Here is a 25,374-nt window from a genome sequence, read left to right as displayed (position 1 = left end):
TCGGAATGGCACGCTTTCAGAACACCGGTCAACCTGACTGGGACTGGTGGAGCAGACTCTGGCCGACGCCCGGCGCGACGCTCCGGAAACTCGGTGTCGAGTCGGGCGAGTCAGTCGCTGAAGTCGGCTGTGGAAGCGGCTACTTTGCGCTTCCGGCCGCTCGGATTGCGGAATCCGAGTCCGTGTACGCTGTCGACTTGGATGCGTCATTACTCGATGAACTCGACGGTCTTGCCGACCGGCAGGGCATCGACAACGTCGTACCGGTTCACGGTGACGCCCGGAATCTGACCGATGTCCTCCCCGACCCAGTCAGTACGCTCGTTGTGGCGAACACCTTCCACGGCGTTGAGGACCAGTCGGGATTCGTCGAACAGGCGTTCCGGGCGATCGAACCCGGCGGCAGCCTGATCATCGTCAACTGGCACGACCGCCCGCGTGAAACGACGACTGTCGGAACCGAACCTCGGGGGCCCCCGACGGCCCTTCGGTCGCCGCCGGGCGAAACCGAAGACGTTGTACTTTCGGCCGCACCGTTCACGCTCGACCGGCTGGTCGAGTTGCCGCCGTACCATTACGGGCTCGTATTCGATCGGTGACCGCTCCTCCTCTCCGATTTCGAGACCGTTCCTCGGCCGGCCACTCGGCCCCTGTAGAATTCCTTAATCTTGGAATCTTGGCACAATACTAATACCGGGCCGTTCCAACTGCCTCCCGTGAGCCCCCTATGACTGATATCGAGCCCGACGACACCGTCGACGCCAGAGGCGCAGCGTGTCCCGGCCCGCTCATGGACCTCATCGGAAGGATTCGAAGCGCCGAGTCGGGGGACGTGATCCGACTGCTGAGCGACACCGACCAGTCGCTCACCGACGTTCCCGAGTGGGCCGAGGAGGCCGGTAACGAACTGCTCGCGGTCGAAGAGATCGACGACCACAACGCGTTCTACGTGGAGAAAGCATGACCGAGCACGTCGTTATCGTCGGCGGCGGGACCGGGGGGACCGTCCTCGCGAACGACCTCGCCGACCGACTCGAACCCGAACTCGACGCCGGCGACGTCCGCGTCACGCTAGTCAACGACGACCCCGACCACGTCTATAAGCCGGTCTGGCTGTACGTGCCGTTCGGCCAGCGCGAACCCGACGACGGCCGTCGCGCGCTCGACGACCTCGTCGACGACGCGATCGACCTCCGGATCGACCGCGTCTCCGACATCGACACCGAGGCCCGGCGGCTCCGGTTCCGCGGGAACTCGCCGCCAGTCAGCTACGACCACCTCGTGCTGGCGACCGGGTCGACGCTGGAGCCCGACCGAATTCCGGGCCTCGCGGAGGCCGGTCACGACTACTACAGCGAGTCGGGCGCGACCGACCTGCGCGACGAGCTGCTGGCGTTCACCGACGGCGACCTCGTGTTGAGCGTCATCGGGACGCCCCACATGTGTCCGGCCGCCCCGCTTGAATTCGTCTTCATGGCCGACGACTGGCTCCGCGAGCGCGGCCTCCGGGAAGACGTCGATATCACGTACACGTATCCGATCCAGCGTGTCCACGGCAACCCCCACATCGCCGAGTGGGCCCGCCCCCTCATGGAGGAGCGGGACATCCGGACGGAGACGTTCTTCAACGCCGAGGCGATCGACCCCGAGACGGAGACTATCACGTCGATGGAGGGGACCGAACTCGAGTACGATCTCCTCGTGACGATCCCGCCCCACGCCGGCGTCGACCTCATCGAAGAGGCGGGACTCGGCGACGACGGCTGGGTCGACGTCGACAGGCACACGCTGGAGGCCGAGGCCGCCGAGAACGTCTACGCGCTCGGCGACACCGCCGACACCGGCGTCCCGAACGCGGGCAGCGTCGCGCACTATCAGGCGGGCGTTGTGGGCCAACGGCTCGCCAGTAAGATCCGCGGCCGCCCGGCGACGGCGACCTACGACGGGAAGACGCTGTGCTTCATCGAGACGGGGATGGACGCGGCGTCGTTCGTGGAGTTCGACTACGAGAAGCCGCCGTCGCCGGCACCGCCCTCGGAGAAACTCCACTGGTCGAAGCTGGCGTACAACGAGTCGTACTGGCTGACCGCACGAGGTCTGCTCTGATCATGTCCGAACAGCAGAATCCCGACCAGTCCGAGCTGGAGGTAGCGATCGAAGAGAACCCCGAAGCCGTCGCCGAGTTCGTTGAACACCTCGACGCAGTCAACGAGCTACTGGACGTGATCTCGCTGGGCGAGAGCGCGCTCGACGACGAGATGGTCCGCGAGCTCTCGGCAACGGGGTCGACGCTCGCCGAGTCCGCCGACGGACTGGCGACCGACGAGACCGTGGCGCTGGCCGAAGCGGTCGGGGAGAACGGCGACGAACTGCGCGAGGCCCTCGACACGCTGGTCACGCTCCAGCGGAGCGGCGCACTCGACGAACTTGCCGAACTCGCGGGGGTCGGATCGCTGGCAACGGCGGCGCTCGACGACGAGATGGTCGCGTCGCTGGCCGGCACCGGTGCCGCCGTCGGCGAAGTCGCGCAGACGGCCGCGGACGACGACACTCGCGACGGCATTGAGACGCTCCTAGAGAGCGTCGGGGAGGCGGAGCGGAACACCCCCGAGCAGGTCGGTCCCGTCGGTCTGCTCCGCGGATTACGGGATTCAGACGTCCAGTACGGACTGGGCTACCTGTTGGCGCTCGCGAGCGCCATCGGCCGCGAGCACTCCGGCGCGGAGTCGCGTTAGCGGCCGATGTCCGTTTCACGCCCTCCCACTCGATACCCACGGGAGTCAACTCACTCCTCTTCTATATTGTGTAGAGATCCCAAGACTAATAACTACCAGAAGCGTAAGATTCTGTAATGGCAACACGAACAGCGGAGATAGGCCGCGTGATTTCGCTGGACGACGCCGATCTCGAAACAGTCGTCGAAGACAGCGGCGTCGTACTCGCCGAGTTCTACACGGAGTGGTGCGGCACCTGTACACGGATGAAGCCGGTCCTCGAAACGCTCGCCGAAGACGCCGACGCGACGGTCCTGACGATCGACATCGAATCCAATCTCGAGACCGCCATCGAGTTCGGTGCCCAGAGCGCGCCCACGTTCGTCCTGTTCGTCGACGGGCAACCAGTGAAACAGCTCCGAGGCGGCCAGAACGAACGGGCCCTTCGCGAACTAATCGCCCGGTATCGAGACTAACTCACCGACAACGAGATGACCCCGAGAGAACTTCGCGCCGACACGCCCGCCCTACACGAGGACGTCTACCTGAATTTCGGTGCCCACGGGCCGAGCCCGCGGTACGTCGTTGAGGCTGCTGACGAGTTCGTCCGCTCACACGAGTACGAAGCGAGCACGCGAAACGACCCGTACGAGGTGGCGTTCGACACCTATGACCGCGTGCGGGAGCGCGTCGCCGCCTTCGTCGGTGCGGACGCCGACGAGATCGCGCTCACGGAGAGCACGACCGCGGGCGTCAACGCCGTCGCGACCGCCGTCGACTGGGAGCCCGGCGACACGGTCGTGCGGACCGATCTCGAACACCCGGCCGGAACGCTCCCGTGGCAACGCCTCCAACGGGAGGGCGTCGAGGTTCGCGTCGTCGAGACGGAGGACGGCCGCGTCGACCGAGACGCCTTCGCCGAGGCGGTCGCCGACGCGCGCCTGGCCTGTTTCAGCGCCGTGACCTGGACGCACGGCACCCGGTTGCCCGTCGCCGACCTCGTGGACATCGCTCACGAGGCCGGCGCGTTCGCGCTCGTCGACGCCGTACAGGTGCCGGGACAGCTTCCCCTCGATGTCGGCGAGTGGGGGGCGGACGCCGTCGCGGCGGCCGGGCACAAGTGGCTGCTGGGGCTGTGGGGCGGCGGCTTCCTCTACGTCGACCGGACGGCTGCCGACTCCCTGCGACCCGCGACGGTCGGGTACCGAAGCGTCGAGACGCCGACCGCGGATCCCTACGAGTTTGCGGCCGGTGCCCGACGATTCGAGGTCGGCTCGGCCAACCCGGCCCCGCACGTCGCCCTAGCGGAAGCAATCGAGGCGGTAGACGAAGTCGGAGTCGACCGCATCGCTGCCCGGATCCGGGAATTGGCCGGCCGGCTGACCGACGGAATTCCCGACGACCGGCTTCTCAGCCCAGCGGCCCCCGAGTCCGGACTCGTGACCATCGACGTGGACGACCCCGGAGAGACGGTCGACCGACTTGCGTCGGAGGGGATCGTCGTTCGGGCCCTGCCGACGCCGAACGCCGTCCGCGCATCGGTCCACGCCGTTAACACTCGCGCAGAGACCGAGCGGCTGCTGGACGCACTCGACTCGGAGTGGAACTGACGCAATCACCGTTCCTCTCCCCCTACGACAGTCTCTCCGGCCTACTCGTTGAAACCGAAAGCCGCTGCTGGAGGGTCCGTCTGAGGTACCGCTACCGGAGGGACGTTTCGTCTGCTTCAGTCGGACGACACGGGACTGTTGTCGTCGACGAGGACGTCGCGACCGCGACACCCGATTCGAGTCTCGGGGTCAGACGCCGTCGAACCCTAGACCGACGTTTCTACCGTATTCGGGTCGACGACCTCGACCAGCGCGGATCGAGCGTGACCGGCTCGACCTCCCCCGCCTCTGCGACGGCCTCGACGACCCGGGAAAATCTGATTCTCGAGTCCGTTCAACGGAGGTCAGACCAGGAGCTGGATGTCGGCGTCGGCCATGTCTTGGAGGGCCGTCGCCGCGCCGACGCCCGTGGTGACGCCGTCGTAGAAGTCGTCCTCGTCGTAGTCCATCAGGTCGATGGTCATCTGACAGGCCTGGAACTCCACGCCCATGTCGAGGCTCGTCTCCAGCAGCTCCTCGATAGAGGCGGTGTCGTTGTCCGCGATCTTCTTTTCCATCATCTTCGTCGTCACGCGGTCCATGCCCGGGAGCGCCGCGACGGCGTTCGGCACGGGCATGTTGGGGTTGCCGACGGAGCTGAGCTTGAGGTTCTTCGAGCGCTCCTCGTGGAGGATGTCGAGCCCCCAGAACGTGTGGAAGACGGTCACCTCGTAGCCGAACGCGGCGGCGGTGCTGGCGAGGATGAGCGGGGGATACGCCATGTCCAGCGTCCCCTTCGTCGCGATGATGCTCATCTTCTTGCCGTCGTCACCGGTGGCCTCCGCGAGCGCGTCCTCCAGCTCGTCGACGCGGGCGGCCAGCTCCGCACGCGAGGGAGCGTCGTCGGTCGGCGCGTCGGGCGTGTCCGTGCTCATCGTCACTCCGTCTTGCGCACGTAGTGTCTGTACACGTCGTCGCCTTCCTCCTGCTCGACGAGCTCGACGCCCGCAGTACCGGCCGCCCAGCCGTCGATGTCGCTCATGCTGCCGGAGTCCGTCGCCAGCACCTCGAGGATCTCACCGGCGGCGAGGTCGTCGACCGCGCCTTTCGTCTTCACCACAGGCATGGGACACGATGCACCCTTCACGTCGAGCGTCTCCGCGATGTCGTATTCAGCACTCATTGGTTGTCTGCTCCGTCTGTATTGGAGCTGTCGCACAATACCCACCAACCGAGTAAAAGATTGTCGGTTCTTGTGCTTACTACAAACTCCTATGTGGAATAGAGACCTCGTACAACGCTCTTGATACCATTAAAACGGCATGAAATGGCGTCTCTGGTACATTCTCTATCTAGTAGTATTGTTTGTTTGGGGGAATACTATGGGAATCCTTTTGTACATCCGGCCGGTAGAAGTGGTTGTACAACATGGACGCTGATGACTTCCCGACTCCTGACGTCGAAGTCGCGTCGGTCGAGCCGGAAACGCTGAAGGACCGTATCGACGCCGTCGAGGATGTCACCCTCCTCGACGCACGCATGTCGTCGGACTACGAGGAGTGGCGCATCGACGGCGAGAACGTCACGTCGATCAACGTGCCGTACTTCGAGTTCCTCGAGGACGACATCGACGGGGACGTCCTCGCCCGGATTCCCGACGACCGCGAGGTGACCGTCCTGTGTGCGAAGGGCGGAGCCAGCGAGTACGTCGCGGGCACGCTCGCGGAACGCGGGTACGAGGTCGACCACCTCGAGGACGGCATGAACGGCTGGGCGAGCATCTACGAGACCGTCGAAGTCACCGACTACGACGGCGCGGGCACGCTCCTCCAGTACCAGCGCCCCTCCTCGGGCTGTCTCGGCTACCTCCTCTACGACGACGGCGAGGCCGCGATCATCGACCCGCTGCGGGCGTTCACCGACCGCTACCTCGCGGACGCCGACGACCTCGGTGTCGACCTTCGGTACGCGCTGGACACCCACGTCCACGCCGACCACGTCTCGGGCGTTCGCGACCTCGACGCGGAAGGCGTCGAGGGCGTCATCCCCGAGGCCGCCGTCGACCGCGGCGTCACCTACGCCGACGAGCTGACCACGGCCGCGGACGGCGACGCCTTCCGGGTCGGAAACGCCACCATCGAGGCCGTCCACACGCCCGGCCACACGACCGGGATGACCTCGTACCTCGTCGACGACGGCCTGCTCGCGACCGGCGACGGGCTGTTCGTCGAGAGCGTCGCCCGCCCCGACTTGGAGGAGGGCGACGACGGCGCGCCGGACGCCGCGCGCATGCTCTACGAGTCCCTCCGGGAGCGCATCCTCACGCTCCCCGACGACACCCTGGTCGGCGGCGCGCACTTCAGCGACGCCGCGGAGCCCGCCGCCGACGGCACCTACACCGCGCCCATCGGAGCGCTGGTCGAGGAGATGGACGCGCTCACGATGGCCGAGGACGACTTCGTCGACCTGATCCTCTCGGACATGCCGCCGCGGCCGGCCAACTACGAGGAGATCATCGCGACGAACCTCGGGCAGAACGCCGTCGACGACGAGGAGGCGTTCACCCTCGAACTCGGCCCCAACAACTGCGCGGCGAGCCAGGAGTCGCTCGCGGGTGACTGACGACGCAAATGGTCGCTGACCCAGTACTGCTTCAGGCTGTCGCCGAGCTGTTCCCCAACGGGATCAGCCGATATGCCGTCGGTGGGCTACTCGTCGGCCTCGGCACCGTCGTCATCTACGTCGGGACCGGTATCCCCGCCGGGGCGAGCACGTTCCTCGAGTCGACGCTGTCGTACGTCTCCGGCCAGTCCCGGTTTCAGCGGTACGTCGGCTCGCGGGACTGGCGGCTCGTGTTCACGGCCGGCATCGTCTTGGGGGCGCTCGCGTTCGCGGCGACGGTCCAGTCCGGCGCGGTGACGACCTCGCTGTACGAGCCCGGGACGACCGGGCGGCTGTACGAGGTCGCCGGCGTGACGCTCTGGACCACCGACGTCCAGCCGTGGCGGCTGTTCTCCGGCGGGATCCTCGTCGGGATCGGCACCCGGATCGGCAAGGGCTGTACGTCCGGTCACGGCGTCTGCGGGGTCGGCTCGGCGTCGAAGACCTCGCTCGTCGGCGTGCTGACGTTCCTAACGGTGGCGATCGGGACGGCACAGGTTGTCGCCGCGCTGGGGGTGAGCCCGTAGTGGCGGACCGACATCCGCTGTTCAAGCCGCTGATATTCGTCGGCGGGCTGATATTCGGGTTCGGGCTCGGGTTCAGCCACATGGCTCGCCCGGAGGTCGTGTTGAACTTCCTCCAGTTCGACGACCTCGGCCTGCCGTTCGTGATGTTCGGTGCCGCGATCGTCTCCGGCGTGGCGTTCGCGCTGCTCCCCCGGATTCGGGACGCCGCGCCGCTCACCGGCACCCCCTACGAGCGGCGGCTGAAGCCGTTCGACCGGAACGTCCTCGTCGGCGGTGCCGTCTTCGGCGTCGGCTGGGGGCTCTCCGGCATCTGTCCGGGGGCGGCGTACGCGAGCCTCGGCGTCGGCAACATCACTATCCTCTGGGCGCTCGCCGGGATGTTCCTCGGCGCGTACGCGCAGGGCTACTGGCGCAGCCACAGTCGGGCACGCGACACCGTCCCGGCGAGCGGGGACTGACTTCTCCCCCTCTCAATGGACCCCGCTCTCATCGCCCTCTTCATCGGGGCAGCGCTTGCCAGCCTGTTCATGGCGTGGGTCATCGGTGCCGGGTCGAGCGGTGCGACTCCGTTCGCGCCCGCCGTCGGCGCTAACGCCATCGGGACGATGCGAGCCGCCCTCTTGGTCGGAATCTTCGGATTCGCCGGTGCCGTTACACAGGGCGGAAACGTCTCGGAGGCCGTCGGAAGCGGACTCGTCGGCGGAATGAGCATGCCCGTCGCCGGCGTCATCCTCGTGCTGGTGTTGGGCGCGGGGCTGATGGCGGTCGGCATCGTGACGGGGTATCCGATCGCGACCGCGTTCACCGTGACCGGTGCTGTCATCGGCGTCGGCCTCGCGCTCGGCGGGACGCCGGTCTGGTCGAAGTACCGGCAGATCGCGGCCGTCTGGGTGCTGACGCCGTTCGTCGGCGGGGGAATCGCGTACGCCAGCGCGAGCGTCCTCCCCCGGCCGGACGTTCCCGAACGGTTCAGTGTGCCCGTTCTCGTCGGCCTCGTCGCGGCCGTCCTCGTGAACATCGAGTTCAGTTTCCTCGGTGGGAGGGGCGCGGCGGGGACCGTCCGAGAAACCGGACAGCGAGTTCTGGCCGCCGACGGGACCGCGTCGGCCGTGTTCGTTACCGTCGGTGCGGCCGCGGCGGTCGCCGCCGTGGTCCGGTGGGACGTCGGCCGCGACCGACGCGGGGGCCTCCAGCGCGTGCTGCTGGCGCTCGGTTCGCTCGTCGCGTTCTCCGCGGGCGGCAGCCAGGTCGGCCTCGCGGTCGGACCGCTGATCCCGCTTCTCGGGGAGATCGAGACGGTGTCGACGGTCGCGGTGCTGGTCGGCGGCGGCCTCGGGATGCTCGCGGGGTCTTGGATGGGGGCTCCCCGGATGATCAAGTCGCTCGCGCAGGACTACTCGTCGCTGGGGCCGCGGCGCGCCATCTCGGCGCTCGTCCCGTCGTTCCTGATCGCACAGCTTGCCGTCCTGCTCGGCGTTCCCGTCTCGTTCAACGAGATCGTCGTCAGCGCGATCATCGGGAGCGGGGCGGCGATCGGCGGTCGAGACGCCGTCGACGCGCGAAAGATCGGCGTGACACTCGGCGCGTGGACCGGGTCGTTCGTCCTCTCGTTCGCGCTCGCATACGCCGCGGGTGCCGTCCTGTTGTAATCCGGTACCGAACGCGACGCCTCCGGACGCGAGCGACAACCACGATACGGCGGCCGGGTTCCACGTGACCGCCGGCCTGATGTCCGCGTCAGGTGCGGGAGAGTCCGGTTAGATGCGGGAGGGATCCCCGATTTCGGTACCAACGAACCCCCTGCGCCCGCGGCATCCGATCCCGGAACAGTACCCACGGACGAACGACCGGCCCGGGGCGGGGTTCGTTTCGTGGCCCACCAGCCGGCTTGTGTGGTGGCTTTCGGATGACGACAACGCTCGTCTCCGGGAGAGCGTCGAACACCCGTCGAACGTTCTCAGACCGCCCGGGGCGGCGGAACCAAGAGGACGTTTCCCGTCGCCCGTGCGACGATCTCCTCGGAGACGCTGCCCAACAGGAGCCGTCGAACACGGCTTCGCCCCTTCGATCCGACGAGGACCGTCGACGGCGTCACCTCCGCTTCGACGGCGAGGACCTCGTCGGCGGGGTCGCCGTGCCGGACCTCGAGCTGCGTCTCGATACCCCAGTTCTCCAGCGTGTTCGCGTGCTCGGCCAACCGCTCCCGCGGACTGGCACCGGCGTCGACGTCAGTGTCTTTCGGCGACCGAACGTGAACGAGCGTCGCCTCCTCGGTGGCGTGACGGAGGTACGAGAACGCGTCGAACGCCCGGTCCGCGTTCTCCGAGAAGTCCGTCGCGAAGAGAACGCGCCGGAAGAGGCGTTCCCGGAGGACCTCGGGCTCGGCCGTCGCCCGCTCGACGCGGTTGACCAACAGCGGAACGACGGTCGTCCGGGCGAGGTTGCGGGCGGTCGAGCCGATGATCCGGTTCTCTAACGGGCTCTGCCCCCGCGAGCTAACGACGGACAGATCGGCGTGAACGGTCTCAGCGATGCCGTTGATGCGTCGATACGGGGTTCCGCGGACGACGTGGGCCTCGACGTCGAACCCGGCGTTCTCGATCACCGCTCGATACCGGTCTAGTCCCCGTCGACGTCGCTCCTCGAAGTTCACGCCGGGCATCCCGGAGTGGACGTTCGCCGGAACGACTGTCACGAGATGAATCGTGTCGACGCCGACACGGCGCAGACACCGGAGACAGGCCTCGTTCTCGATCGCGGCCTTACTGGCGGCCGAAAGGTCGGTCGCGCAGAGCGCTCTCATGCCGACACCTTCGCTGAGCACGGATAACACGGTTTGGGGGAACGCGGCGGTGCCGCTCGCGCTCGGACTCCGGTCGGTTCCGGCGGTGGTGGAGCACCATACGTTTCTCCTAAGTTATCGGTACTCCGCCCGAGGTTACTGGGATATAGTATTGTATAATAATCCCAAAACCGTTATAGGCACGAGGGAGGTAGTGGAGATCGAGCAGAAATGTGCCAACAGCGAATTACCGAGTTCGACAGCGGGAGAGAGAACCGATGGCAGGACTAGAGATCCCTGCGTGGGACCCGGAGACGGCCCTGCTCATCGGCGCGATCCTACTGGAAGCGATCGCGCTGTACGTGGGGTACGGAGGTCTCGAACGGGTCTTCGGTCCCTATCTCATGAGACTCCTGATCGGAGGTGAAGCGAGTGCTCAGTAGTCTTCCCGACGGGCTCGGGATCGCGGGGACGAGCCCCGAGATGCTGGCACTGTTCGTCGGGTTCGGCCTCGTCGTCGGCGTCCTGTTCGGGTTCTTCGGCATGGGCGGGTCGTTCCTCGTCACCCCCGCCCTGCTGATGCTGGATTACCCGGCTCCCGTCGCGGTCGGCAGCGGGATGGCGTTCGTCTTCGGGACGGCCGTCATCGCGACCCTGAAACACCACGACCTCGGGCAGGTCGACTACAAGCTCGGCGTCATCATGATAACCGGGACGACAATCGGTATCGAGGTCGGGCGCGCCAGCGTCTACTACCTCGAGTCTCTGGGGCTCGCTGGTGGCGTCATCAGCGTCGCCTACGTCGTTCTACTCGGCGGCGTCGGCGCGATGGTCACCCGCGACGCCCTGAGGGGCGACGGCGGTGGCGACATCGACCACGAGGCAGCCGATAAGGACCTCAGCGAGTACGAGATTCCCGAAGTTGCGAAGACGATCCAGCGGACGGTCCGGATTCCGCCGATGGTGACGCTCCGCGGCGACGTCCGCGTCTCCGCGTGGGTCATCACGACCGTCGCCTTCGCGACCGGCCTGCTGTCCGGCTTCCTGGGCGTCGGTGGCGGGTTCATCCGGATGCCGGCGATGATCTACGCGATCGGCGTCCCGGTGCCCGTCGCCGTCGGTACCGACCTCTTCGAGATCGTCTTCTCCGGCGGCCTCGGGAGCTACCTCTACGGACAGGGCGGCGGCGTGAACCTCGGCATCGTCGCTCCGCTGCTGTTCGGGAGCGCGCTCGGTGCTCGCGTCGGTTCCGCCGCGACCGCCGTCGTCGACGCCGACGGAATCAAGGTCTACTTCGGGGGAATGCTGTTGATCGGTTCCGTCGCGGTGGGTATCGGCGAGGTCGGTTCCTTCCTCGGGAACTCGACGCTCGAACTGCTCGGGCTGGTGCTCGTCATCGGGGCCGCGGTCGTCGTCGCCTTCGCGATCCTCTACACGACCGTCGCGTCGCTCCGTAAGACCCGTCGTCAGGCGACCGCGGCCGTAGACTGATCGCCGTACCGCCGGTCCGACGCCCGAGCCGCGCCGATTTACGCTACGAGACCGTTTCTCGGGCCGAACACCCGCCCTCGTACCGTTCTTCCGCACGCACTCGGCCCGCCACAAAATTGTACAATCTGTACAAAAGTCTTTTAACCGCCGCGGACCTACCTTCGATCGATTACAATGCCAGATTCGATGGCCGAACAGCTCCGTCAAGACATGGAGTGTGAGGGGTTACTGGAGTGTTTCCACGGGCTCAAGGAGCTCGACAGGGAGTGCTTCCGGGCGCTCGTCGGGGCGGAGGAACCGCTGACCGTCGACGAACTCGCGGAGCGCGTGGATCGAGAGCGCTCGACCGCGTATCGGGCCGTCCAGCGCCTGCTCCAGACGGGCTTCATCGAGAAGGAGCAGATCAACTACGACCAGGGCGGCTACTACCACGTGTACTCGCCGACGGACCCGTCGAAGATCACCGACGACATGCAGCGGATGCTCAACGACTGGTACGCGAAGATGGGCCAGCTCATCCAGGAGTTCGAAACCAAGTACGAGCAGTCCGACACTCCGGCCCCCCCCGCGGAGAGCTAACCTCTCTTCTTCAGTCGGACGGATCGGGACAGCGGCGGTCTCCCGACTGCTCGCGCAGTCGCGCACTCGGATACTGCGTCCGAGATTGGATTGCGTGATATTGTGTTTTATACACAAAACTATTATCCGTTGCCGGAACCTAGAGACGGCTGATGGCAACTGACACTACAGCCGACGCCGGCAGCGTGCCTGCGAACGAGCCGCTCTACGTCGACGGCGAAGCGGAACTCGACGAGGTCGTCGCCGAGAGCGATGTCGTCCTCACCGACTTCTACGCCGACTGGTGTGGCCCCTGCCAGATGCTCGAACCGGTCGTCGAGAACTTGGCCGCGGATACCGACGCGGCCGTCGCCAAGGTCGACGTCGACGCTAATCAGCAGCTCGCTACCGCCTACGGCGTCCGGGGCGTCCCGACGCTCGTCCTGTTCGCCGGCGGCGAACAGGTCGAGGAGATCGTCGGTCTTCAGAGCGAAGACGAGCTTCGCTCCCTCATCGAGTCGTACACGGGATAACCCGAAAAGCGCGAGCTCGGTCGGCATCGCCCGAAGTCGGTGGTCGCACGCAGCGCGTGGGGACTTCACCGCGCGTGCGACGGACCCCGCGTCCGTCTAACGCGCAGCGGTGCGTCCTCCGATCACTCCTCGACGGGGAACACCTCGTGTAGCGTGTGGTGCGCGTCGCCGAGGTCGTCGAGCAGCGACTCGCCGGCGTCGGCGAGCCGAGCCAGCGACCGCTCGGCGTCGCGGACCGCGACGAGACGCCCGCGGGCGTACCCGTACTCCGGGTCGTCCGCGTCGAGGGCGGCGACTTCCTCCTCCAAGTCGACGAGCGCGGCGTCCAAGTGGCGTCGGAGTTCGGTCAGAGACTCCGCCGCCGCGAGGGCGGCGATCGGCGTGTCGCCGTCCAGCGCGTCGCCGAGCTCCTGCTCCGCGTGGCGTCGGACGGCGTCGTCGCTGGTTCCGAGCGCGTTCATCAGGCCGAGTCGTAGGGCTTCGATTTCGTCACAGCTCATTGTGTATCGTGGTAGGGTTGTCTCACAGCGTTTGGTGAACGAGGTCGCTGACGATTCGGTCCCGCTCGACGGCGGAGACGATCCGGTCGGCGTCTTCGTCGTCACAGGCCCCGTACCAGACGCCGTCGGGGTACTGCGCGACGATCGGACCGTCGCCGCACTGGTCGAAACACGACGACCGCGTGACGTGAACGTCGGCGTCCGCGTCTCGTGCGGCCTGTCGAAGGGACTCCAAGACGGCGGGCGAGCCGCCCGCCGCGCACGTCTGGTTCGTACAGACGGCGAGGTGGGTCTCGGGCGCGTCGTGGGCGTGCGGTTCGTCGGCGACGTCGTCGCGGTCCTCGTGCGCCTGCTGGTGGGTCAGCGCGCGGAGCATCGCGCGCGCGCCGCCCTCGTCCTCCTCGTACCCGTCGAGCTCGACCTTGTACTTACACGTGTCACACGACATGTCGACCGAGTCGGTCCGCGCCTCCTGCCACCGGTCGGAGAGGACGTCCAGCAGGCGGCTGTCCGTTCCGAGCGGGTCCCCGGCCGCGGCGTCCACGTACGGGTACTCGGCGTCGAACTCCGCGGCACCGTCGCGGATCCGGCCGGTCAGGACGCCGTCGCCGAGCATGTACGGCAGCACGACGATCGCGTCCGGTCGCGTCTTGGCGACGTCGTGGAGCACCTCGTCCAAGAGCGGTTCCGTGACGCCGATGAACCCGGCCTCGACCCGGTCGAACGAGCGGCCCTCGTACAGGAGTCTGGCGAGTTTGTGTACGTCGGCGTTCGAGTCCGGGTCCGAGGAGCCGCGCGCGCAGACCACGACGACGACGTCGTCGTCCTCGCGGTCGACCCCCAACTCGGCCTCCACGTCCCGAGCCCGGTCGTCGAGCAGGTCGAGTATCGCCGGGTGGATGCCGAGGTGCGCGCCCGCGTGGAAGGTGACGCCCGGGTGTTCGCTCCGCGCTCGCTTCACGGCGAGCGGGAGGTCGTTCTTGACGTGCCCGGCCGCGAAAAGCGACAGCGGCACCATCGTTATCCGCGACGAACTGTGCGCGAGCGCCCCGATCGCGTCGGGGATCGACGGCTCCGCGAGTTCGAGGAACGCGGCGTCGGTCGAGACCCCGAGGCGGTCCTCCAGACCGGCCGCGAGTTCGCGCACCGCCTCGTTCGACTTGTCCCGCCGAGAGCCGTGGCCGACGAGCAGCGCGGTCTCCTCGCTGCCGATTCCGACCGCGTCCGCCGCTCGGCTCACGGCTCGCCCCCGTCCGCGTCGGTCGGTTCGATGAGGCTCCCGACGTCGAGGCCCGCGGCCCGCTCGACGCTCCGGAGCGTCTTTCGCCGGCGGCTCGTCGCGAACAGCCCGCTGTCGCCGGCCCCCTCGTACACCCACTCGGCGAACGCGGCCGTGTCGCCGTCGGCGACGCCGAACCAGTGCCCGCCCGACGAGGCCGGCCGCGGCTCTCCGGCATCGAACCCTTCGGCGTCGAGTGCCGTCCGGATCCGCTCCAGCAGCCGGGCGTCGTCGTGAACGAAGGAGACGCCGACCGCGGCGCTCGACTCGCGGAAGCAGACGACGCCGCACGCCTCCAACAGCCCGCGAAGGAGCTCTCGGCGGTGGTCGCGGAGGGCGTCGAACCGGTACCCGCCGGGGTCCGATCCCACCGGCAGTCCGAGCGCCGCGGCGGCGTTCGCGGCCAGCGTCGGATCGATGACCTGGACGGTGTACTCGTCGGACTGACGGGTGACCGCCGTGTCGTGAGCGAACTCCCGTTCCGCGATCTGGTGGTCGACGGTCCCGCCGCCGGCGATCGCGGACAGCCGCCGCGCGGCGTTCCCGTCGGAGACCACGATCTCGACCCCCTGCTCGGTCACGCGGCCGCCGCCGGCGACGTGGCCCCAGAAGTAGGCCGTCTCCGGGTGACGAGCGAGCATGTCGTCGGGCGTCGTCTCGACCGTGCTCATGGCTCCCCCTCGCGTTCCTCGACGGAGATCGCGTCCAGCGGACAGGCCGCCGCGCCCGCCCGCGCCTCGTCGATGCGCCCGTCGCGGAACGTCGCGGCGACCTCGTCGGCGTCGCGCTCGATCGGGGCCGCGGCGTCCGCGGGGTCGAAGCCGACGAGCCCCCCGTCGGCCTCGACGAACCGGTCGTCGCGGACGAGGCAGGCGAACACGCCGTCGCAGGCGTTCAGGTCGACTGAGACGCGGTACGCGGTCGACTCCCCATCGGTGTCGGCCGCGGTCGTCGCGTCGGCGACCTCCTCAGTAGTCATACTTGCTCTCGTAGCCGCGCGGGGTGATCATCCGGCCGTCCCAGACGTACGTCTCCTCGTTGCCGACGAGCAGCGTGGTCGTCATGTCGACGAGGTCGGTCTCGCCGAGCGACTTCAGCTCGCCGAGCTCGACGATCTCGACGGTCTCGTCGTCGCGGCCGGCCCCGTGGACGACTCCGACGGGCGTGTCGGCAGGCCGGTGTTCGAGGAGGATCTCGCAGGCCGTCTCGAAGTTCTCGCGTCGCTTCCGGCTCCACGGGTTGTATATCGCGACCGTGAACCCCTCCGCCGCGACCGCGCGGAGCCGCGACTCGATCTCCGCCATCGGCGTGAGGTGGTCCGAGAGCGAGACCGACACCGAGTCGTTGACGAGCGGCGCGCCGACGCGGGCCGCGCACGACTGCGCGGCCGGGACGCCCGGGACGACCTCGAAGTCGAGCGCCGACGCCGTCGCCCCCTTCGACTCGACGATCTCCAAGGCGAGCCCGCCGAGCGCGTACACGTTCGGGTCGCCGGAGCCGACGATGGCGACGTCGTTGCCGGCGAGCGCCCGGTCGACCGCCTCCTCGGTCCGCGAGACCTCGCCGCACATCGGCGTGTCGTACAGCTCGTCGGCGGCCTCGGTGACCTCCTCCGGGATCAGGTCGATGTACGTCGTGTACCCGACGATGTGGTCCGCCTCCAAGAGCGTCGCTCGGGCCCGCTGAGTCATCCCCTCGGGCTGCCCGGGACCGAGTCCGACGGCGACCAGCCGCCCCGGCTCGGCGTCGAAGTCGTCGGCGGTCGATCCGACCTTCTCGTCCGTCGCCGCGGACTTCGAGGCACCGCACGACGAACCGCTCGACTCGTCGCTCGCGCCGCACCCGGACGACGAGCCACTCGCCGCCTCAGCCGCCGCACCGCCGTCGGTCGCGGCCTCGGTCTCGCTGTCGTCGCTGTTCGAGTTCGATCCGTCCGTCGCTCCGCAGGTTGTGTCACTCATTGTCAGAAGTCGTCGACGTCTCGCCCGCCGCGGGGCGTGACGAGGAACCGGTCGTAGTCGTTCTCCCAGACCTCCGTCTCGTGGGTGCCGACGATCAGGGACGTGCCCATCCCGCCGACCTCGTCGTCGTGGTCCGTCGCCTCGCCGAGCGTCGTCAGCGTGTACGTCTCGTCGTCGAGGTTGCGGCCGGCCTCGCCGCGGCCGGCGTCGTTGACGATCGCGACCGGGGCGTCGTCGGTCCGGTGTTCGCGGAGCACCTCGATCGCGCGCTCGTAGTCCCGCCAGCAGTTGTAGAGGACGATCGAGAAGTCCGCGACCGCCGCGGCGCGGAGCTTCTCCGCGATCTCGTCCCAGCCGCGCCACTTGTCCGACAGCGATATCGTACAGAAGTCGTTCGAGAGCGGCGCGCCGACCATCGCGGCACCGCCCAGCGCGGCCGTCACGCCGGGCACGATCTCGATCGGCACGTCGTCGGCGTCGTCCTCGTCGGCCATCAGGTAGACGAGGTCGGACTTCCCGTACACGTTGGGGTCGCCCCCGGAGACGTGCGCCACGTCCTGTCCGGCGCGGACGCGCTCGAACGCCTCGCGGGCGAGTTCGATCTGCTGTCCCATCGAGGACCGGACGATCTCGACGGTCTCGCCGTCGGGATGCGTGCCGACGTTCCCGGCCGTCCAGTCGGCGTCGTCGACGCCCTCGGCTGCCGGGTCGACCGCGGCACCGCCGTCCGGCGCGGCACCCCCGTCGGCGGCCGCGGCGTCCTCGGTCCGCGACTCGGGCGGGATGGTGCCGTCCCGCCGGAGGAACTCCTGGTAGAGGTTCGACGCGATGACGCAGTCGGCGTGGCGTATCACGTCGCGGGCCCGCTGGGTCATCGCGTGCGGGAGGCCCGGACCGATGCCGACGACGTACAGGGTTCCCGTGGCGTCCGGCGCGTCGTCCGCGCCGCCGGGAGCCGAGCCGTTCCCGGTCATCGCCCCACCGCCACGGTCACTTCCTTCTCGTAGCTGGTCTTCTCCGCGACGAGTTCGTGGTCGGCCCCGCCGGCGATGGCGCTCGCCTCGGCGACGCCCGGCCAGCCGATGAGCTCCTTCGCCTTCGAGGGCGTCGGCCCCTCGAACTCCAGCAGCGTCTCCCTGTCGAACGCGACGACCCCGACGTCGCGCGTCGCGGCCGCGGCGAGGAGCCCCTCCTCGTCGGCCTTCCGCGTCGCGGTGGCGACGAACTCGACGTCGGCCCAGTCGCGGTCGCTCTCGGCGAGCGCCCGGTCCCACGCGTCGAGGAACCGCTCCTCGTCCGCGCCGGAGACCGAGCCCGTGCCGAGCACGACTCCGTCGTCGAGGTTGCGCTTGAGCACCGTCACGTCGTCGTCGACCAGCACCGCTCGCGGCCCGTCGAGCCGTTCGACGGGGCCGAGCTCGTCGTCGAGGACGGCGAGGTTCGTCGCGACCGTGGAGTCGCCGTTGACGACGTGCGCGGACAGCGCCTTCGCACGCTTCTCGACGCCCTGTTTGTCCGCCGCCTCCGAGGCGGTGGTCATCGCCGGGACCGCGCCCAGGCTCGCGAGGTCGTCCGCCACCTGATTCGCGCCGTGGTGGCCCCCGGTGATCGGGATCGCCCACGTAAGTTCCTCGTCGACCACGACGATCGCGGGGTCGTCCCACTTGTCGTCGAGCAACGGCGCGGTCTTCCGCATCGCGATCCCGGAGGCCATCAGTCCGACGAAGCAGTCGTACTCGCCCCAGTGCTCGGCGAACACGTCGCCGTGGTACTCGATCACGTCGATCGACTCGTAGCGGTCGCCGATCCCCTCGACGACCTCCCTCGCGGTGTCGATCTTCCGCTCGAAGCTGATTATCGCGATCTCCTCCGCCACTTCGCCGTCCGAGTCCGCCGTCGAACAGTGTCCGCCGCCGGAGTCGTCGGTCGCGTCGGTACCACTCGCGTTCGTCCCGTCGTCGCTGTCGGTGCTCATCAGTCGTCGGCCTCCGTCTCGGTCGGCTCCGCCGCGTCTCTCGCGTCGTTCGACTCGCCGTTCGCCGCGTCCGCCGTTCCGCCGTTCGCCCAGTCGCCGTAGAGGTAGGAGCGGTCGTACCCCGCGCCCGTCGCGGCCTCGCCGATGAGGACCATCGCGGAGGCGCGGTAGCCCGCGGCCTCCACCTTCTCGCCGATGTCGGCGACGGTTCCGGTGATCACGTCCTCGTCGTCCCACGAGGCGTGGTAGACGACCGCGACCGGCGTGTCGGGGTCGACGCCGTCGCGGTCGAGCAGCCGGTCCATCGTGTCGCTCACCGCGTGGGTGCCGAGGTAGATACAGGTCGTCACGTCGCCCATCTCGACGAACTCGGCGACGTGGTCGTCCTCGGCGTCGAGCGTCTTCCCCCGGGGACGCGTGAACGCGACGTGGTTCGCGACGCCGTTCAGGGTGAGCTGAGTGCGCAGCGTCGCCGCCGCCGCGAACGACGACGTGACGCCGGGGACGATGTACGCCGGAACGCCCTCGCGTTCGAGCGCGTCGATCTGTTCGAGGGCGGCACCGTACACCGCGGGGTCGCCGCTGTGGAGCCTGACGACGGTGCGGCCGCTCTCGTGGGCGTCCCGCATCAGCGGAATCAGCTCCTCGAGGTCCTTGCCCACGGAGTTCACCAGCTCCGCGTCCGCGCAGTGCTCCTCCAAGAGCGCGCTGGAGACCAGCGACCCGGCGTGGACGACGAGGTCCGCCTCGTCGACCAGTTCCTTGCCGCGCACGGTGAGGAGCCCGGGATCGCCCGGGCCGGCACCGATGAACGGTATCCCGTCCTGTTCCTCGCCGGCGGTGTGCTCGCGGACCCGCGGGTCGAGTTCGCTTCCCGACCGGTCGCCGACGCCGTCGGCGGCCGCCCGCGAGTCGGTCGAGCCGTCCGGCCCCGGCCCGGTCGCTCCGTCAGTCATCGCTCACCTCCGCGTCGGGGGCCCCGGAGACGCCGCCGCTCGCGTCCGCGTCGGTCGCGTCCGCCTCGGCCGCGAACTCGTCGGTCGCGCGCGACGTCTCCAGGCCGCGGCGCTCGGCGTACGCGAGCGTGTAGTAGTCGCGGTCCGCGACCGCGTCGGCGTCCTCCGTGACGACCGTCTCGCCGGCCTCCATGAACAGCCGACGACCGAACCGCACGTCGTAGCCAGCCCGGTCGAGTCCCCGCGCCGTCTCGGGGGCGTCGGTCACCTTGAACAGGACCATCCTGTCGGGCCCGGTGGGGGCGCGTCCGCCGGCGGCCTCGCGGAGCGCGAGTCCCGCGCCGGCCTCGACCTCGACGTCGAGCGCGGTCGCGAACGCCGTCATCGCGCTGATCCCGGGCACGATCTCCACGTCGACATCGGGGTGGAACGCGTCGAGCGTCCGCCGCAGGTGGCCGAACGTGGAGTAGACGTTCGGGTCGCCGAGCGTGACGAACGCGGCGTCGCCGGCGCGCGCTTCGGGGGCGATCTCGGCGGCGGCCTCCCTCCACGCCTCGCGGAGCCGCTCCTCGTCGCTCGTCATCGGGAAGTCGAGGTCCCCGATCCGGCTCTCCGGGACGTGTTCGGTCGCGACCGCCCGCGAGAGCCGACCCGGGGAGTACACCACGTCGACTCCGTCGAGGACCTCCCGCCCGCGGACGGAGATCAGGTCGGGATCGCCGGGACCGAGCCCCACGCCGTACAGGGTCATCTGCCGCCCCCGGTCCGGACGCTCCGCGTCATTCGCCGTCACCCGATTCGCCGCCCGACCCCGGCTCGCCGACGAGCATGTACACCGGATTGTCGGCGTCGAAGCTCGTCGCGCCCGCGAGGTCGTAGCCGGTCGCCATCTGGAGGCACAGCGCCTCGTCGAGGAGGTCGCGGTCGCGGAAGGCCCGGGCCGCTTCCCCCGCGACCTCGAGGCGGGACACGTTCATGACGATCCGGTCGTAGCCGGCCGCGAGGGCGGCGTCGAGGACGCGCTCGTAGTTCCGCGACCCGCCGAGGAAGACGACGTCACCGTCGTCCGGGAGCCGGTCCGGTGCCTCGGCGTTGACGAGCCGCACGTCGGCGTCGTACTCGTTCACGGCGAGGTTCGACCGGGTGGTTTCGAGCCGGTCCGCCTTCCGTTCGAGCGCCGTCACCCGGCCCGCGCGGCGAGCGGCCTCGACCGTCACCGCGCCGGTACAGGAGCCGACCTCGACGAAGTGGTCGTCGGGTCCGAGCGCGAGCTTCCGCGCCAACACCGCGCGGACCTCCGGCTTGGTCGGGCCCGCTTTCGCGTCGTTCGGGAGTTTTGTCGCCTGCATTCGAGATGTACAACCGTGTCGCGCCACAAAACAATTTTGGTTGTATTAAGAAAAGTCTGCTTTACAACAGACGGGCTGAAAACCGCTCTCAGCGCAATTAGACCGTGAAATAGACAACAGGACTTTATTTGTGGCATCTGAAGGACCGACAATGGGTGACGCAGCGGAGGGCGGATCGCCGGACGTCCTCGAAAACAAGCGGAGCGCGACGCGCTATCAGGTGCTCGTGGAGATCGCGGCCCGCCAGCCGGCGGTGAGTCAGGGTGAGATCGCGGAGACGATCGGGGTGACCTCGCAGGCGGTCAGCGATTACGTCCGGGACCTAGTCGAGGCCGGCTACGTGGAGAAGGGCGGCCGCGGCCGGTACGAGGTCACCAAGGAGGGGGTCGACTGGCTCATCTCCCGGACCGACGACCTCGAGACCTACCTCGAACGGGTGAACTCCGACGTCCTCGGGAGCGTCGAGGTCGACGCCGCGATCGCGCTGGACGACGTGGCGGAGGGGAGAGAGGTCGGACTCGTGATGCGGGACGGCGTCCTCCACGCCAACCCCGCGGGCGGAACCGCGACCGCGGTCACGGTCACGAGCGCGGAGAAGGGCGAGGCCGTCGGCATCGCCGACTTCGAGGGCGTCGTCGACTACGACACCGGAACCGTCTCCGTGTTGCCCGTCCCGACCGTCACCGACGACGACCGCCCGGACCCGGACGTGATCTCGGCCCACGTCCCGGACGAGGGGCTCGTCGCGGTCGCCGGGACGGAGGCGTACGCGCTCGTCTCTCGGAGCGGCGTCGACCCGGACATCAGGTTCGGGACCGCGGAGGGCGTCGCCGAGGCGGGGATGCTCGGTCTCGACGTGCTCTTGGTCGCGGTGACGGACGAGATTCCGCGACACACCTCGAAGCTCCGGGACAGCAACGTGCCCCACCGGGTGCTCGACTCGGACGCGTTCTAGCCTCGGCCGTTCAGCCGGTCGTCGCCGACTCCCCCGCGGCGGCGTCGGCGGTACCGACCGTCTCGGCCATGAGCGTCGGCACGTCCTCCACCGTTACCGCCGCGAACCACTCGTCTCGCGGTTGGACGACGACGGCGACGCCCTCCTCGCTACACATCCCGAGGCAGGACGTCTCCGCCACGGCGACCTCCGACCAGTAGCGGTCGCGCTCGCGGAGCCAGTCGCGGACGGCGTCGGCGACCGCGCCGCCGTCGACGGCGGCGCAGGCGGCGTGCTCGGTCCGCTCGTTGGTACAGACGAGGACGGTCGCGCTCACTCCGCGCTCGTGCATCCGCTCCGTCCGTCGCTCCATCAGTCCGCTCCCCTCGCGGTCGCGGTCGGCGAGCCCGCGACGCGCCGACCGACGCGTCGGTCGAAACGCGAGAAGGCGACGGCGATCAGCGTCCAGAGCCCGGCCTGCGAGAACCCGACGAGCCACCGGAACGCGGCCGACAGCTCGGCGGGAGCGCCCCCGCCGGCCAGCGTCGGCGGAGCGACGACCGAGAGCAGCCCGAGCGCCGCCAGCGGAAGCGACGCGACGAGAATTCCGGCACCCCGACCGCGGGCCCGGCTCGCGCGGACGTACCCGAGGACGCTCGTCGCCGCGACGAGACCGCCGAGAACAATCAGACCGAGGTAGAGCGGAACGCGGAGCGACGTCCCGTACAGCGGTTCCATGCCCGGCGTGGCCGGCGGGAGAACGGTCCACGGGGCGACCGAGACCGTCAGGAATCCGGTCCCCGCGAGGACGTACGGTTTCAGCGCTCCGCCGGGGAGCGCCGGCTCGAACAGGTGATACGCGACGCCGAACGCGGCCCCCAACAGGATGCCCCACAGGACGCCGCCGCCGGCGCTGACGACCGCCGTCGCGGTCTCGCCCACGGCGGGTGCCGCGTCGTGTCCGTGGTCGCCGCCGTGGGACGCGAGGTGCTCCAAGTGGTGAACGAGCGGCGAGGCGACCAGCCACGTGAACAGGCCGTACGCGAGCCCGGCGAGGGCTCCGGCGGCGACGCCGGATCGGAGTCGGTCGATCATCAGTGGCAGACGATGCCGGCCCCGTGTCTGAAGTCGTGTAACGCGTCGTGAGCGAGCGGGTCCTGGAGGAACAGGAGCGTGAAGCCCAGCGCCGCGACGAGCGCCAGCGCGGTGAGCGCGGTCAGCGGATCGATCTGTGCCCCGGCCGTGACGAACCGGTCTGCGACGGTGTCGGTGTTCGTCGACATAAATCCGATTTGGACAAAGTAAACTCAGGTTGTAAAACTTACGCTCCGCGGAAACCCGAGTGGTCTTCGAGCACCGATTCCGGCGACAGCGAGGCGAGCGGGGTCCGGCTCGCGTCCGTCGCCTCGCACACGATGTCGAGGACGCCGGCCCTGGACTCGCCCGCGTCGACGACGAGAACGGACGCGTCCGTCTCCGCGACCCGTTGGGCCGCTCGTCGGGTCGCGGCCGTCGGGCTCCCGTTCGCGACGTTCGCGCGGCCGTCGGAGACGAGCACGACCGTCGCCGCGGCCGGCGCTTCGCGCTCGACGAGCGTCGCGGCCTTGCGGAGCCCGTCCGGGAGCGGCGTCCGGTCCGCCGTCGGGAGCTCTTTCAACTGGCGCGCGGCCAGCGAGACGCTCGTCGTCGGCGGGAGGAGCACCTCGGCCCCGTCGCCGCCGAACGAGACCAGCGCCACCTCGTCCCGCTCGGTGTACGCGTCGCGCAGCAGCTCCAGGGCCACCCCCTTGGCGGCGCGCATCGCGGGTGCCATCGAGGCGCTGGCGTCCGCGACGAACACCGTGAGCGTCTCCGCGTCGTCCGCTCGGACCGCACGTCGGAGGTCCGTCTCCGTCGGTCGCGACCGGCCGTTCCGCACCGCGGCCCGGACGGTCGCGGCCGGGTCCACGGGTCCCGACCCCGACGCGCGATCCGCCCGCACCATCGGTCCCCGACCCTCGGGAGAGGGTGCCGCCGCGTGTCGGCCGTCGCCGTCGCCGGCCGCGTCACCGGTGTTCTCGGGGGCCGGAACCTCCGGGGCCGTCGCGTCGGCGACTCCCGCGCGAGCGCCGCCGGGGGGGATCGGTGCGGCCTCGTCCTCGCCGTCGGTGTCGCCACCGTCGTCCTGTCCCCCCTCGGCGCGGTCGGCGGTCGCCGCGTCGTCCGTCGGCGGTTCCGCGTCGCCGGTGCTCCGCGAGTCGGAGCCGCCACGACCGCCGGACGGATCGCGGTCGGACCCGTCGGGATCGGGCTCGTCGGAGCCTCCCTCGTCGCCCGCGTCGGAGCGACGCTCTCCGCCGATCGATCCTCCCTCGGATCCGGACTCCCCGTCTGGGTCGCTCCCGTCCGGATTGGAACTCCCGGTATTCCCCTCGTCACCGTCTCCCTGCGGGTCGGCGTCGCCCTCCGGGTCGAGGTCGCTCTCCGGATCGGAGTCGCCCTCGGCGGCGTCGTCCCCGAAGTGTTCGTCGACCACTTCCTCCGGATCGGCCGCCTCGTCGAACGGGCGACTCTGTAACCGATGGTTCAGCGCGTACTCGGCGGCGTCCGCCACGTCCGACTCGATGACCTTCGGTCGCCCGTCGAGGGCGGCGAACGCCCGGGCGGCCCGGGCGACGGCGAAGTCGGCGCGGTGGCCGTCGACGCCCGCGCCGCGGCAGAGCTCGACGACGTCGCGTTTGAACCCCTCGGGAATCGCGGGGCGGCGGGCCCGCGCCTCGCGAACGCGCTCGCGGAGGGCCGCGGTCTCCGCCGCGTACTCCTCGCGGAGGTCACGCCCGTCGCCGTCGTCGACGACGCGGTTCAGGATCTCGACGCGCTCGTCGATGTCGTCGCTCCCCGCGACGTCGACGCAGAGGTCGAAGCGGTCGCGCAGCTGCGGTCGAAGCTCTCCCTCCTCCGGGTTCATCGTCCCGATCAGCGTGAAGTCGGCCGGGTGCGTGACGCTGACGCCGTCGCGCTCCACTCGGTTCGTCCCCGTCGCGGCGGCGTCCAGCAGCACGTCGATCAGGTGGTCCGGAAGCAGATTGACCTCGTCGACGTAGAGGACGCCGCGGTTGGCGCGGGCGAGCAGCCCCGGGTCGAACTCGGCGTCGCCGTCGAGCGCGTCGGCGACGGAGAGCGTCCCGACCACCCGGTCCCGGGTCGCACCGAGCGGGAGCGTCACGAGCGGGGCCGGTCTCGTCTCCACCGGCGGGTCCTCTCGGTCGCGGCACGACGCGCACCGGTCGCTCTCGGGAGGGCCGTCCGGGCCCCCGGTCGCGTCCGGCGGCGGACAGCCGTACGGGCAGTCGGCGACGACCGCCCGTTCGGGCAACAGGTCCGCGAGCGCCCTGACGGACGTCGACTTGGCGGTCCCCTTCTCTCCCCTGAGAAGGGCCCCGCTGAGGCTCGGTTCGACCGCCAGCGCCAGGAGCACCCGTTTGAGATCCGCCTGCCCGACGACCGCCGGCAAGGGGGTGGAAACTTTTTTCTTTGTTCCCAAATCAACCATACTTGTGTTACTACAGAGGAGGTTTAATAGCTT

The 25,374-nt window shown here is 69.1% G+C and carries 32 protein-coding genes; 15 read left to right on the top strand and 17 right to left on the bottom strand.

Features of this window, described 5'->3' with window-relative positions:
• The first annotated feature begins 5 nt into the window (after positions 1 to 5).
• The 6 genes from NAF06_RS14115 (at position 6) to NAF06_RS14090 (ending at position 4,324) form a co-directional block, all read left to right on the top strand.
• Complete coding sequence (locus tag NAF06_RS14115) at positions 6 to 599, top strand: class I SAM-dependent methyltransferase (protein ID WP_008586667.1); 594 nt, start codon at positions 6 to 8, stop codon at positions 597 to 599.
• A gap of 128 nt (positions 600 to 727) precedes the next feature.
• Positions 728 to 964 carry a sulfurtransferase TusA family protein gene (locus NAF06_RS14110; RefSeq protein ID WP_049908874.1) on the top strand — a complete coding sequence of 79 codons (237 nt, stop codon included), beginning with the start codon at positions 728 to 730 and terminating at the stop codon, positions 962 to 964.
• Positions 961 to 2,106, top strand: coding sequence for an NAD(P)/FAD-dependent oxidoreductase (locus NAF06_RS14105; protein ID WP_008586672.1), 1,146 nt, complete (start codon positions 961 to 963; stop codon positions 2,104 to 2,106). The genes NAF06_RS14110 and NAF06_RS14105 overlap by 4 nt, the downstream gene beginning before the upstream one ends.
• Before the next feature lie 2 nt (positions 2,107 to 2,108).
• Positions 2,109 to 2,735 (top strand): helical membrane plugin domain-containing protein, encoded by a 627-nt coding sequence (locus NAF06_RS14100; RefSeq protein WP_008586674.1) that lies wholly within the window; start codon positions 2,109 to 2,111, stop codon positions 2,733 to 2,735.
• Between the two features lie 116 nt (positions 2,736 to 2,851).
• Positions 2,852 to 3,190 (top strand): thioredoxin family protein, encoded by a 339-nt coding sequence (locus NAF06_RS14095; protein WP_100243526.1) that lies wholly within the window; start codon positions 2,852 to 2,854, stop codon positions 3,188 to 3,190.
• Between the two features lie 15 nt (positions 3,191 to 3,205).
• On the top strand, positions 3,206 to 4,324 hold the full coding sequence (locus tag NAF06_RS14090) for an aminotransferase class V-fold PLP-dependent enzyme (protein ID WP_008586678.1): 1,119 nt from the start codon (positions 3,206 to 3,208) through the stop codon (positions 4,322 to 4,324).
• 344 nt (positions 4,325 to 4,668) lie between these two features.
• On the opposite strand, the gene NAF06_RS14085 is transcribed toward NAF06_RS14090, so the two are convergent.
• Entirely contained in the window at positions 4,669 to 5,238 is a 570-nt protein-coding gene (locus NAF06_RS14085) for a DsrE/DsrF/DrsH-like family protein (RefSeq protein WP_008586680.1), read from the bottom strand.
• Between the two features lie 2 nt (positions 5,239 to 5,240).
• Positions 5,241 to 5,486: a sulfurtransferase TusA family protein gene (locus NAF06_RS14080; protein WP_008586683.1), complete on the bottom strand. Its 246-nt coding sequence runs from the start codon at positions 5,484 to 5,486 to the stop codon at positions 5,241 to 5,243.
• A gap of 245 nt (positions 5,487 to 5,731) precedes the next feature.
• On the opposite strand from NAF06_RS14080, the gene NAF06_RS14075 reads away from it, so the two are divergent.
• From NAF06_RS14075 to NAF06_RS14060, 4 genes are read left to right on the top strand one after another with little or no spacing between them, the layout of a single operon-like run.
• The gene (locus NAF06_RS14075) at positions 5,732 to 6,925 is read left to right on the top strand and encodes an MBL fold metallo-hydrolase (protein WP_008586684.1); all 1,194 of its coding nucleotides are present in this window, start codon (positions 5,732 to 5,734) and stop codon (positions 6,923 to 6,925) included.
• Between the two features lie 8 nt (positions 6,926 to 6,933).
• On the top strand, positions 6,934 to 7,491 hold the full coding sequence (locus NAF06_RS14070) for a YeeE/YedE family protein (protein WP_008586687.1): 558 nt from the start codon (positions 6,934 to 6,936) through the stop codon (positions 7,489 to 7,491).
• The gene (locus NAF06_RS14065; RefSeq protein ID WP_008586689.1) at positions 7,491 to 7,949 is read left to right on the top strand and encodes a YeeE/YedE family protein; all 459 of its coding nucleotides are present in this window, start codon (positions 7,491 to 7,493) and stop codon (positions 7,947 to 7,949) included. The genes NAF06_RS14070 and NAF06_RS14065 overlap by 1 nt, the downstream gene beginning before the upstream one ends.
• A 15-nt stretch (positions 7,950 to 7,964) precedes the next feature.
• Entirely contained in the window at positions 7,965 to 9,140 is a 1,176-nt protein-coding gene (locus NAF06_RS14060; RefSeq protein ID WP_049908875.1) for an inorganic phosphate transporter, read from the top strand.
• A 308-nt stretch (positions 9,141 to 9,448) separates the two neighbouring features.
• Here the strand turns inward: NAF06_RS14060 and NAF06_RS14055 are convergent, their stop codons facing one another.
• On the bottom strand, positions 9,449 to 10,294 hold the full coding sequence (locus tag NAF06_RS14055; RefSeq protein WP_008586693.1) for a universal stress protein: 846 nt from the start codon (positions 10,292 to 10,294) through the stop codon (positions 9,449 to 9,451).
• A gap of 257 nt (positions 10,295 to 10,551) precedes the next feature.
• Between NAF06_RS14055 and NAF06_RS14050 the strand changes: the two genes are divergently transcribed.
• From NAF06_RS14050 to trxA, 4 genes are all read left to right on the top strand, one after another.
• Positions 10,552 to 10,716 carry a DUF7512 family protein gene (locus NAF06_RS14050; protein ID WP_008586696.1) on the top strand — a complete coding sequence of 55 codons (165 nt, stop codon included), beginning with the start codon at positions 10,552 to 10,554 and terminating at the stop codon, positions 10,714 to 10,716.
• Positions 10,706 to 11,764 carry a sulfite exporter TauE/SafE family protein gene (locus NAF06_RS14045; RefSeq protein WP_008586697.1) on the top strand — a complete coding sequence of 353 codons (1,059 nt, stop codon included), beginning with the start codon at positions 10,706 to 10,708 and terminating at the stop codon, positions 11,762 to 11,764. The genes NAF06_RS14050 and NAF06_RS14045 overlap by 11 nt, the downstream gene beginning before the upstream one ends.
• 174 nt (positions 11,765 to 11,938) lie before the next feature.
• On the top strand, positions 11,939 to 12,343 hold the full coding sequence (locus NAF06_RS14040) for a helix-turn-helix domain-containing protein (RefSeq protein WP_008586699.1): 405 nt from the start codon (positions 11,939 to 11,941) through the stop codon (positions 12,341 to 12,343).
• Positions 12,344 to 12,495: 152 nt separating this feature from the next.
• Positions 12,496 to 12,855, top strand: coding sequence for a thioredoxin (trxA, locus tag NAF06_RS14035; RefSeq protein WP_049908876.1), 360 nt, complete (start codon positions 12,496 to 12,498; stop codon positions 12,853 to 12,855).
• A 122-nt stretch (positions 12,856 to 12,977) separates the two neighbouring features.
• Here trxA and NAF06_RS14030 read toward each other — a convergent pair whose 3' ends face one another.
• From NAF06_RS14030 to cbiT, 10 genes are read right to left on the bottom strand one after another with little or no spacing between them, the layout of a single operon-like run.
• Complete coding sequence (locus tag NAF06_RS14030) at positions 12,978 to 13,355, bottom strand: DUF3209 family protein (RefSeq protein ID WP_008586704.1); 378 nt, start codon at positions 13,353 to 13,355, stop codon at positions 12,978 to 12,980.
• A 22-nt stretch (positions 13,356 to 13,377) separates the two neighbouring features.
• Entirely contained in the window at positions 13,378 to 14,595 is a 1,218-nt protein-coding gene (locus NAF06_RS14025; protein WP_008586706.1) for a CbiX/SirB N-terminal domain-containing protein, read from the bottom strand.
• A complete protein-coding gene (locus NAF06_RS14020; protein ID WP_008586709.1) occupies positions 14,592 to 15,305 on the bottom strand; it encodes a hypothetical protein in 714 nt (237 codons plus the stop codon). The genes NAF06_RS14025 and NAF06_RS14020 overlap by 4 nt, the downstream gene beginning before the upstream one ends.
• Complete coding sequence (locus NAF06_RS14015) at positions 15,302 to 15,613, bottom strand: ferredoxin (protein WP_008586711.1); 312 nt, start codon at positions 15,611 to 15,613, stop codon at positions 15,302 to 15,304. The genes NAF06_RS14020 and NAF06_RS14015 overlap by 4 nt, the downstream gene beginning before the upstream one ends.
• Complete coding sequence (gene cobJ, locus NAF06_RS14010) at positions 15,603 to 16,595, bottom strand: precorrin-3B C(17)-methyltransferase (protein WP_008586713.1); 993 nt, start codon at positions 16,593 to 16,595, stop codon at positions 15,603 to 15,605. The genes NAF06_RS14015 and cobJ overlap by 11 nt, the downstream gene beginning before the upstream one ends.
• Positions 16,596 to 16,597: 2 nt before the next feature.
• Positions 16,598 to 17,569, bottom strand: coding sequence for a precorrin-3B C(17)-methyltransferase (locus NAF06_RS14005; RefSeq protein ID WP_008586715.1), 972 nt, complete (start codon positions 17,567 to 17,569; stop codon positions 16,598 to 16,600).
• Complete coding sequence (gene cbiG, locus NAF06_RS14000) at positions 17,566 to 18,570, bottom strand: cobalt-precorrin 5A hydrolase (protein WP_008586717.1); 1,005 nt, start codon at positions 18,568 to 18,570, stop codon at positions 17,566 to 17,568. Before cbiG ends, NAF06_RS14005 begins: the two co-directional genes overlap by 4 nt.
• On the bottom strand, positions 18,570 to 19,526 hold the full coding sequence (locus tag NAF06_RS13995; protein WP_008586720.1) for a cobalt-precorrin-4/precorrin-4 C(11)-methyltransferase: 957 nt from the start codon (positions 19,524 to 19,526) through the stop codon (positions 18,570 to 18,572). Before NAF06_RS13995 ends, cbiG begins: the two co-directional genes overlap by 1 nt.
• Positions 19,519 to 20,277 carry a cobalt-factor II C(20)-methyltransferase gene (locus NAF06_RS13990; protein WP_008586722.1) on the bottom strand — a complete coding sequence of 253 codons (759 nt, stop codon included), beginning with the start codon at positions 20,275 to 20,277 and terminating at the stop codon, positions 19,519 to 19,521. The genes NAF06_RS13995 and NAF06_RS13990 overlap by 8 nt, the downstream gene beginning before the upstream one ends.
• Before the next feature lie 28 nt (positions 20,278 to 20,305).
• Positions 20,306 to 20,875 carry a precorrin-6Y C5,15-methyltransferase (decarboxylating) subunit CbiT gene (gene cbiT, locus NAF06_RS13985; RefSeq protein WP_008586724.1) on the bottom strand — a complete coding sequence of 190 codons (570 nt, stop codon included), beginning with the start codon at positions 20,873 to 20,875 and terminating at the stop codon, positions 20,306 to 20,308.
• Between the two features lie 151 nt (positions 20,876 to 21,026).
• Here cbiT and NAF06_RS13980 point away from each other — a divergent pair, with 151 nt between their 5' ends.
• Positions 21,027 to 21,830, top strand: coding sequence for a DUF7839 domain-containing protein (locus tag NAF06_RS13980; protein WP_008586726.1), 804 nt, complete (start codon positions 21,027 to 21,029; stop codon positions 21,828 to 21,830).
• A 10-nt stretch (positions 21,831 to 21,840) separates the two neighbouring features.
• Here the strand turns inward: NAF06_RS13980 and NAF06_RS13975 are convergent, their stop codons facing one another.
• From NAF06_RS13975 to NAF06_RS13960, 4 genes are read right to left on the bottom strand one after another with little or no spacing between them, the layout of a single operon-like run.
• On the bottom strand, positions 21,841 to 22,182 hold the full coding sequence (locus NAF06_RS13975; RefSeq protein ID WP_008586728.1) for a (2Fe-2S) ferredoxin domain-containing protein: 342 nt from the start codon (positions 22,180 to 22,182) through the stop codon (positions 21,841 to 21,843).
• Entirely contained in the window at positions 22,182 to 22,904 is a 723-nt protein-coding gene (locus NAF06_RS13970) for a CbtA family protein (RefSeq protein ID WP_008586730.1), read from the bottom strand. The genes NAF06_RS13975 and NAF06_RS13970 overlap by 1 nt, the downstream gene beginning before the upstream one ends.
• On the bottom strand, positions 22,904 to 23,092 hold the full coding sequence (locus tag NAF06_RS13965) for a CbtB domain-containing protein (protein WP_008586733.1): 189 nt from the start codon (positions 23,090 to 23,092) through the stop codon (positions 22,904 to 22,906). Before NAF06_RS13965 ends, NAF06_RS13970 begins: the two co-directional genes overlap by 1 nt.
• A 38-nt stretch (positions 23,093 to 23,130) precedes the next feature.
• Complete coding sequence (locus NAF06_RS13960) at positions 23,131 to 25,341, bottom strand: VWA domain-containing protein (protein ID WP_049908877.1); 2,211 nt, start codon at positions 25,339 to 25,341, stop codon at positions 23,131 to 23,133.
• Between the last annotated feature and the right edge of the window lie 33 nt (positions 25,342 to 25,374).

The sequence above is a fragment of the Halorubrum hochsteinianum genome (assembly GCF_023702125.1).
GTDB classification, from domain to species: domain Archaea; phylum Halobacteriota; class Halobacteria; order Halobacteriales; family Haloferacaceae; genus Halorubrum; species Halorubrum hochsteinianum.
This window is presented reverse-complemented; position numbering and strand designations above follow the sequence as displayed.

Excerpts from the sequence above, each read along its gene's own strand:
- NAF06_RS14060 (WP_049908875.1), top strand. The coding sequence starts at position 7,965 with ATGGACCCCGCTCTCATCGCCCTCTTCATCGGGGCAGCGCTTGCCAGC.
- NAF06_RS14055 (WP_008586693.1), bottom strand. The coding sequence starts at position 10,294 with ATGAGAGCGCTCTGCGCGACCGACCTTTCGGCCGCCAGTAAGGCCGCG.
- NAF06_RS13965 (WP_008586733.1), bottom strand. The coding sequence starts at position 23,092 with ATGTCGACGAACACCGACACCGTCGCAGACCGGTTCGTCACGGCCGGG.
- NAF06_RS14090 (WP_008586678.1), top strand. The coding sequence starts at position 3,206 with ATGACCCCGAGAGAACTTCGCGCCGACACGCCCGCCCTACACGAGGAC.
- NAF06_RS14070 (WP_008586687.1), top strand. The coding sequence starts at position 6,934 with ATGGTCGCTGACCCAGTACTGCTTCAGGCTGTCGCCGAGCTGTTCCCC.
- NAF06_RS13995 (WP_008586720.1), bottom strand. The coding sequence starts at position 19,526 with ATGACTGACGGAGCGACCGGGCCGGGGCCGGACGGCTCGACCGACTCG.
- NAF06_RS14015 (WP_008586711.1), bottom strand. The coding sequence starts at position 15,613 with ATGACTACTGAGGAGGTCGCCGACGCGACGACCGCGGCCGACACCGAT.
- cbiG (WP_008586717.1), bottom strand. The coding sequence starts at position 18,570 with ATGAGCACCGACAGCGACGACGGGACGAACGCGAGTGGTACCGACGCG.
- NAF06_RS14030 (WP_008586704.1), bottom strand. The coding sequence starts at position 13,355 with ATGAGCTGTGACGAAATCGAAGCCCTACGACTCGGCCTGATGAACGCG.
- cbiT (WP_008586724.1), bottom strand. The coding sequence starts at position 20,875 with ATGCAGGCGACAAAACTCCCGAACGACGCGAAAGCGGGCCCGACCAAG.
- trxA (WP_049908876.1), top strand. The coding sequence starts at position 12,496 with ATGGCAACTGACACTACAGCCGACGCCGGCAGCGTGCCTGCGAACGAG.
- NAF06_RS14110 (WP_049908874.1), top strand. The coding sequence starts at position 728 with ATGACTGATATCGAGCCCGACGACACCGTCGACGCCAGAGGCGCAGCG.
- NAF06_RS14100 (WP_008586674.1), top strand. The coding sequence starts at position 2,109 with ATGTCCGAACAGCAGAATCCCGACCAGTCCGAGCTGGAGGTAGCGATC.
- NAF06_RS14040 (WP_008586699.1), top strand. The coding sequence starts at position 11,939 with ATGCCAGATTCGATGGCCGAACAGCTCCGTCAAGACATGGAGTGTGAG.
- NAF06_RS13990 (WP_008586722.1), bottom strand. The coding sequence starts at position 20,277 with ATGACCCTGTACGGCGTGGGGCTCGGTCCCGGCGATCCCGACCTGATC.
- NAF06_RS14080 (WP_008586683.1), bottom strand. The coding sequence starts at position 5,486 with ATGAGTGCTGAATACGACATCGCGGAGACGCTCGACGTGAAGGGTGCA.
- NAF06_RS14075 (WP_008586684.1), top strand. The coding sequence starts at position 5,732 with ATGGACGCTGATGACTTCCCGACTCCTGACGTCGAAGTCGCGTCGGTC.
- NAF06_RS13980 (WP_008586726.1), top strand. The coding sequence starts at position 21,027 with ATGGGTGACGCAGCGGAGGGCGGATCGCCGGACGTCCTCGAAAACAAG.
- cobJ (WP_008586713.1), bottom strand. The coding sequence starts at position 16,595 with ATGAGTGACACAACCTGCGGAGCGACGGACGGATCGAACTCGAACAGC.
- NAF06_RS14050 (WP_008586696.1), top strand. The coding sequence starts at position 10,552 with ATGGCAGGACTAGAGATCCCTGCGTGGGACCCGGAGACGGCCCTGCTC.
- NAF06_RS14020 (WP_008586709.1), bottom strand. The coding sequence starts at position 15,305 with ATGAGCACGGTCGAGACGACGCCCGACGACATGCTCGCTCGTCACCCG.
- NAF06_RS13960 (WP_049908877.1), bottom strand. The coding sequence starts at position 25,341 with ATGGTTGATTTGGGAACAAAGAAAAAAGTTTCCACCCCCTTGCCGGCG.
- NAF06_RS14115 (WP_008586667.1), top strand. The coding sequence starts at position 6 with ATGGCACGCTTTCAGAACACCGGTCAACCTGACTGGGACTGGTGGAGC.
- NAF06_RS14105 (WP_008586672.1), top strand. The coding sequence starts at position 961 with ATGACCGAGCACGTCGTTATCGTCGGCGGCGGGACCGGGGGGACCGTC.
- NAF06_RS13975 (WP_008586728.1), bottom strand. The coding sequence starts at position 22,182 with ATGGAGCGACGGACGGAGCGGATGCACGAGCGCGGAGTGAGCGCGACC.
- NAF06_RS14085 (WP_008586680.1), bottom strand. The coding sequence starts at position 5,238 with ATGAGCACGGACACGCCCGACGCGCCGACCGACGACGCTCCCTCGCGT.
- NAF06_RS13970 (WP_008586730.1), bottom strand. The coding sequence starts at position 22,904 with ATGATCGACCGACTCCGATCCGGCGTCGCCGCCGGAGCCCTCGCCGGG.
- NAF06_RS14095 (WP_100243526.1), top strand. The coding sequence starts at position 2,852 with ATGGCAACACGAACAGCGGAGATAGGCCGCGTGATTTCGCTGGACGAC.
- NAF06_RS14005 (WP_008586715.1), bottom strand. The coding sequence starts at position 17,569 with ATGACCGGGAACGGCTCGGCTCCCGGCGGCGCGGACGACGCGCCGGAC.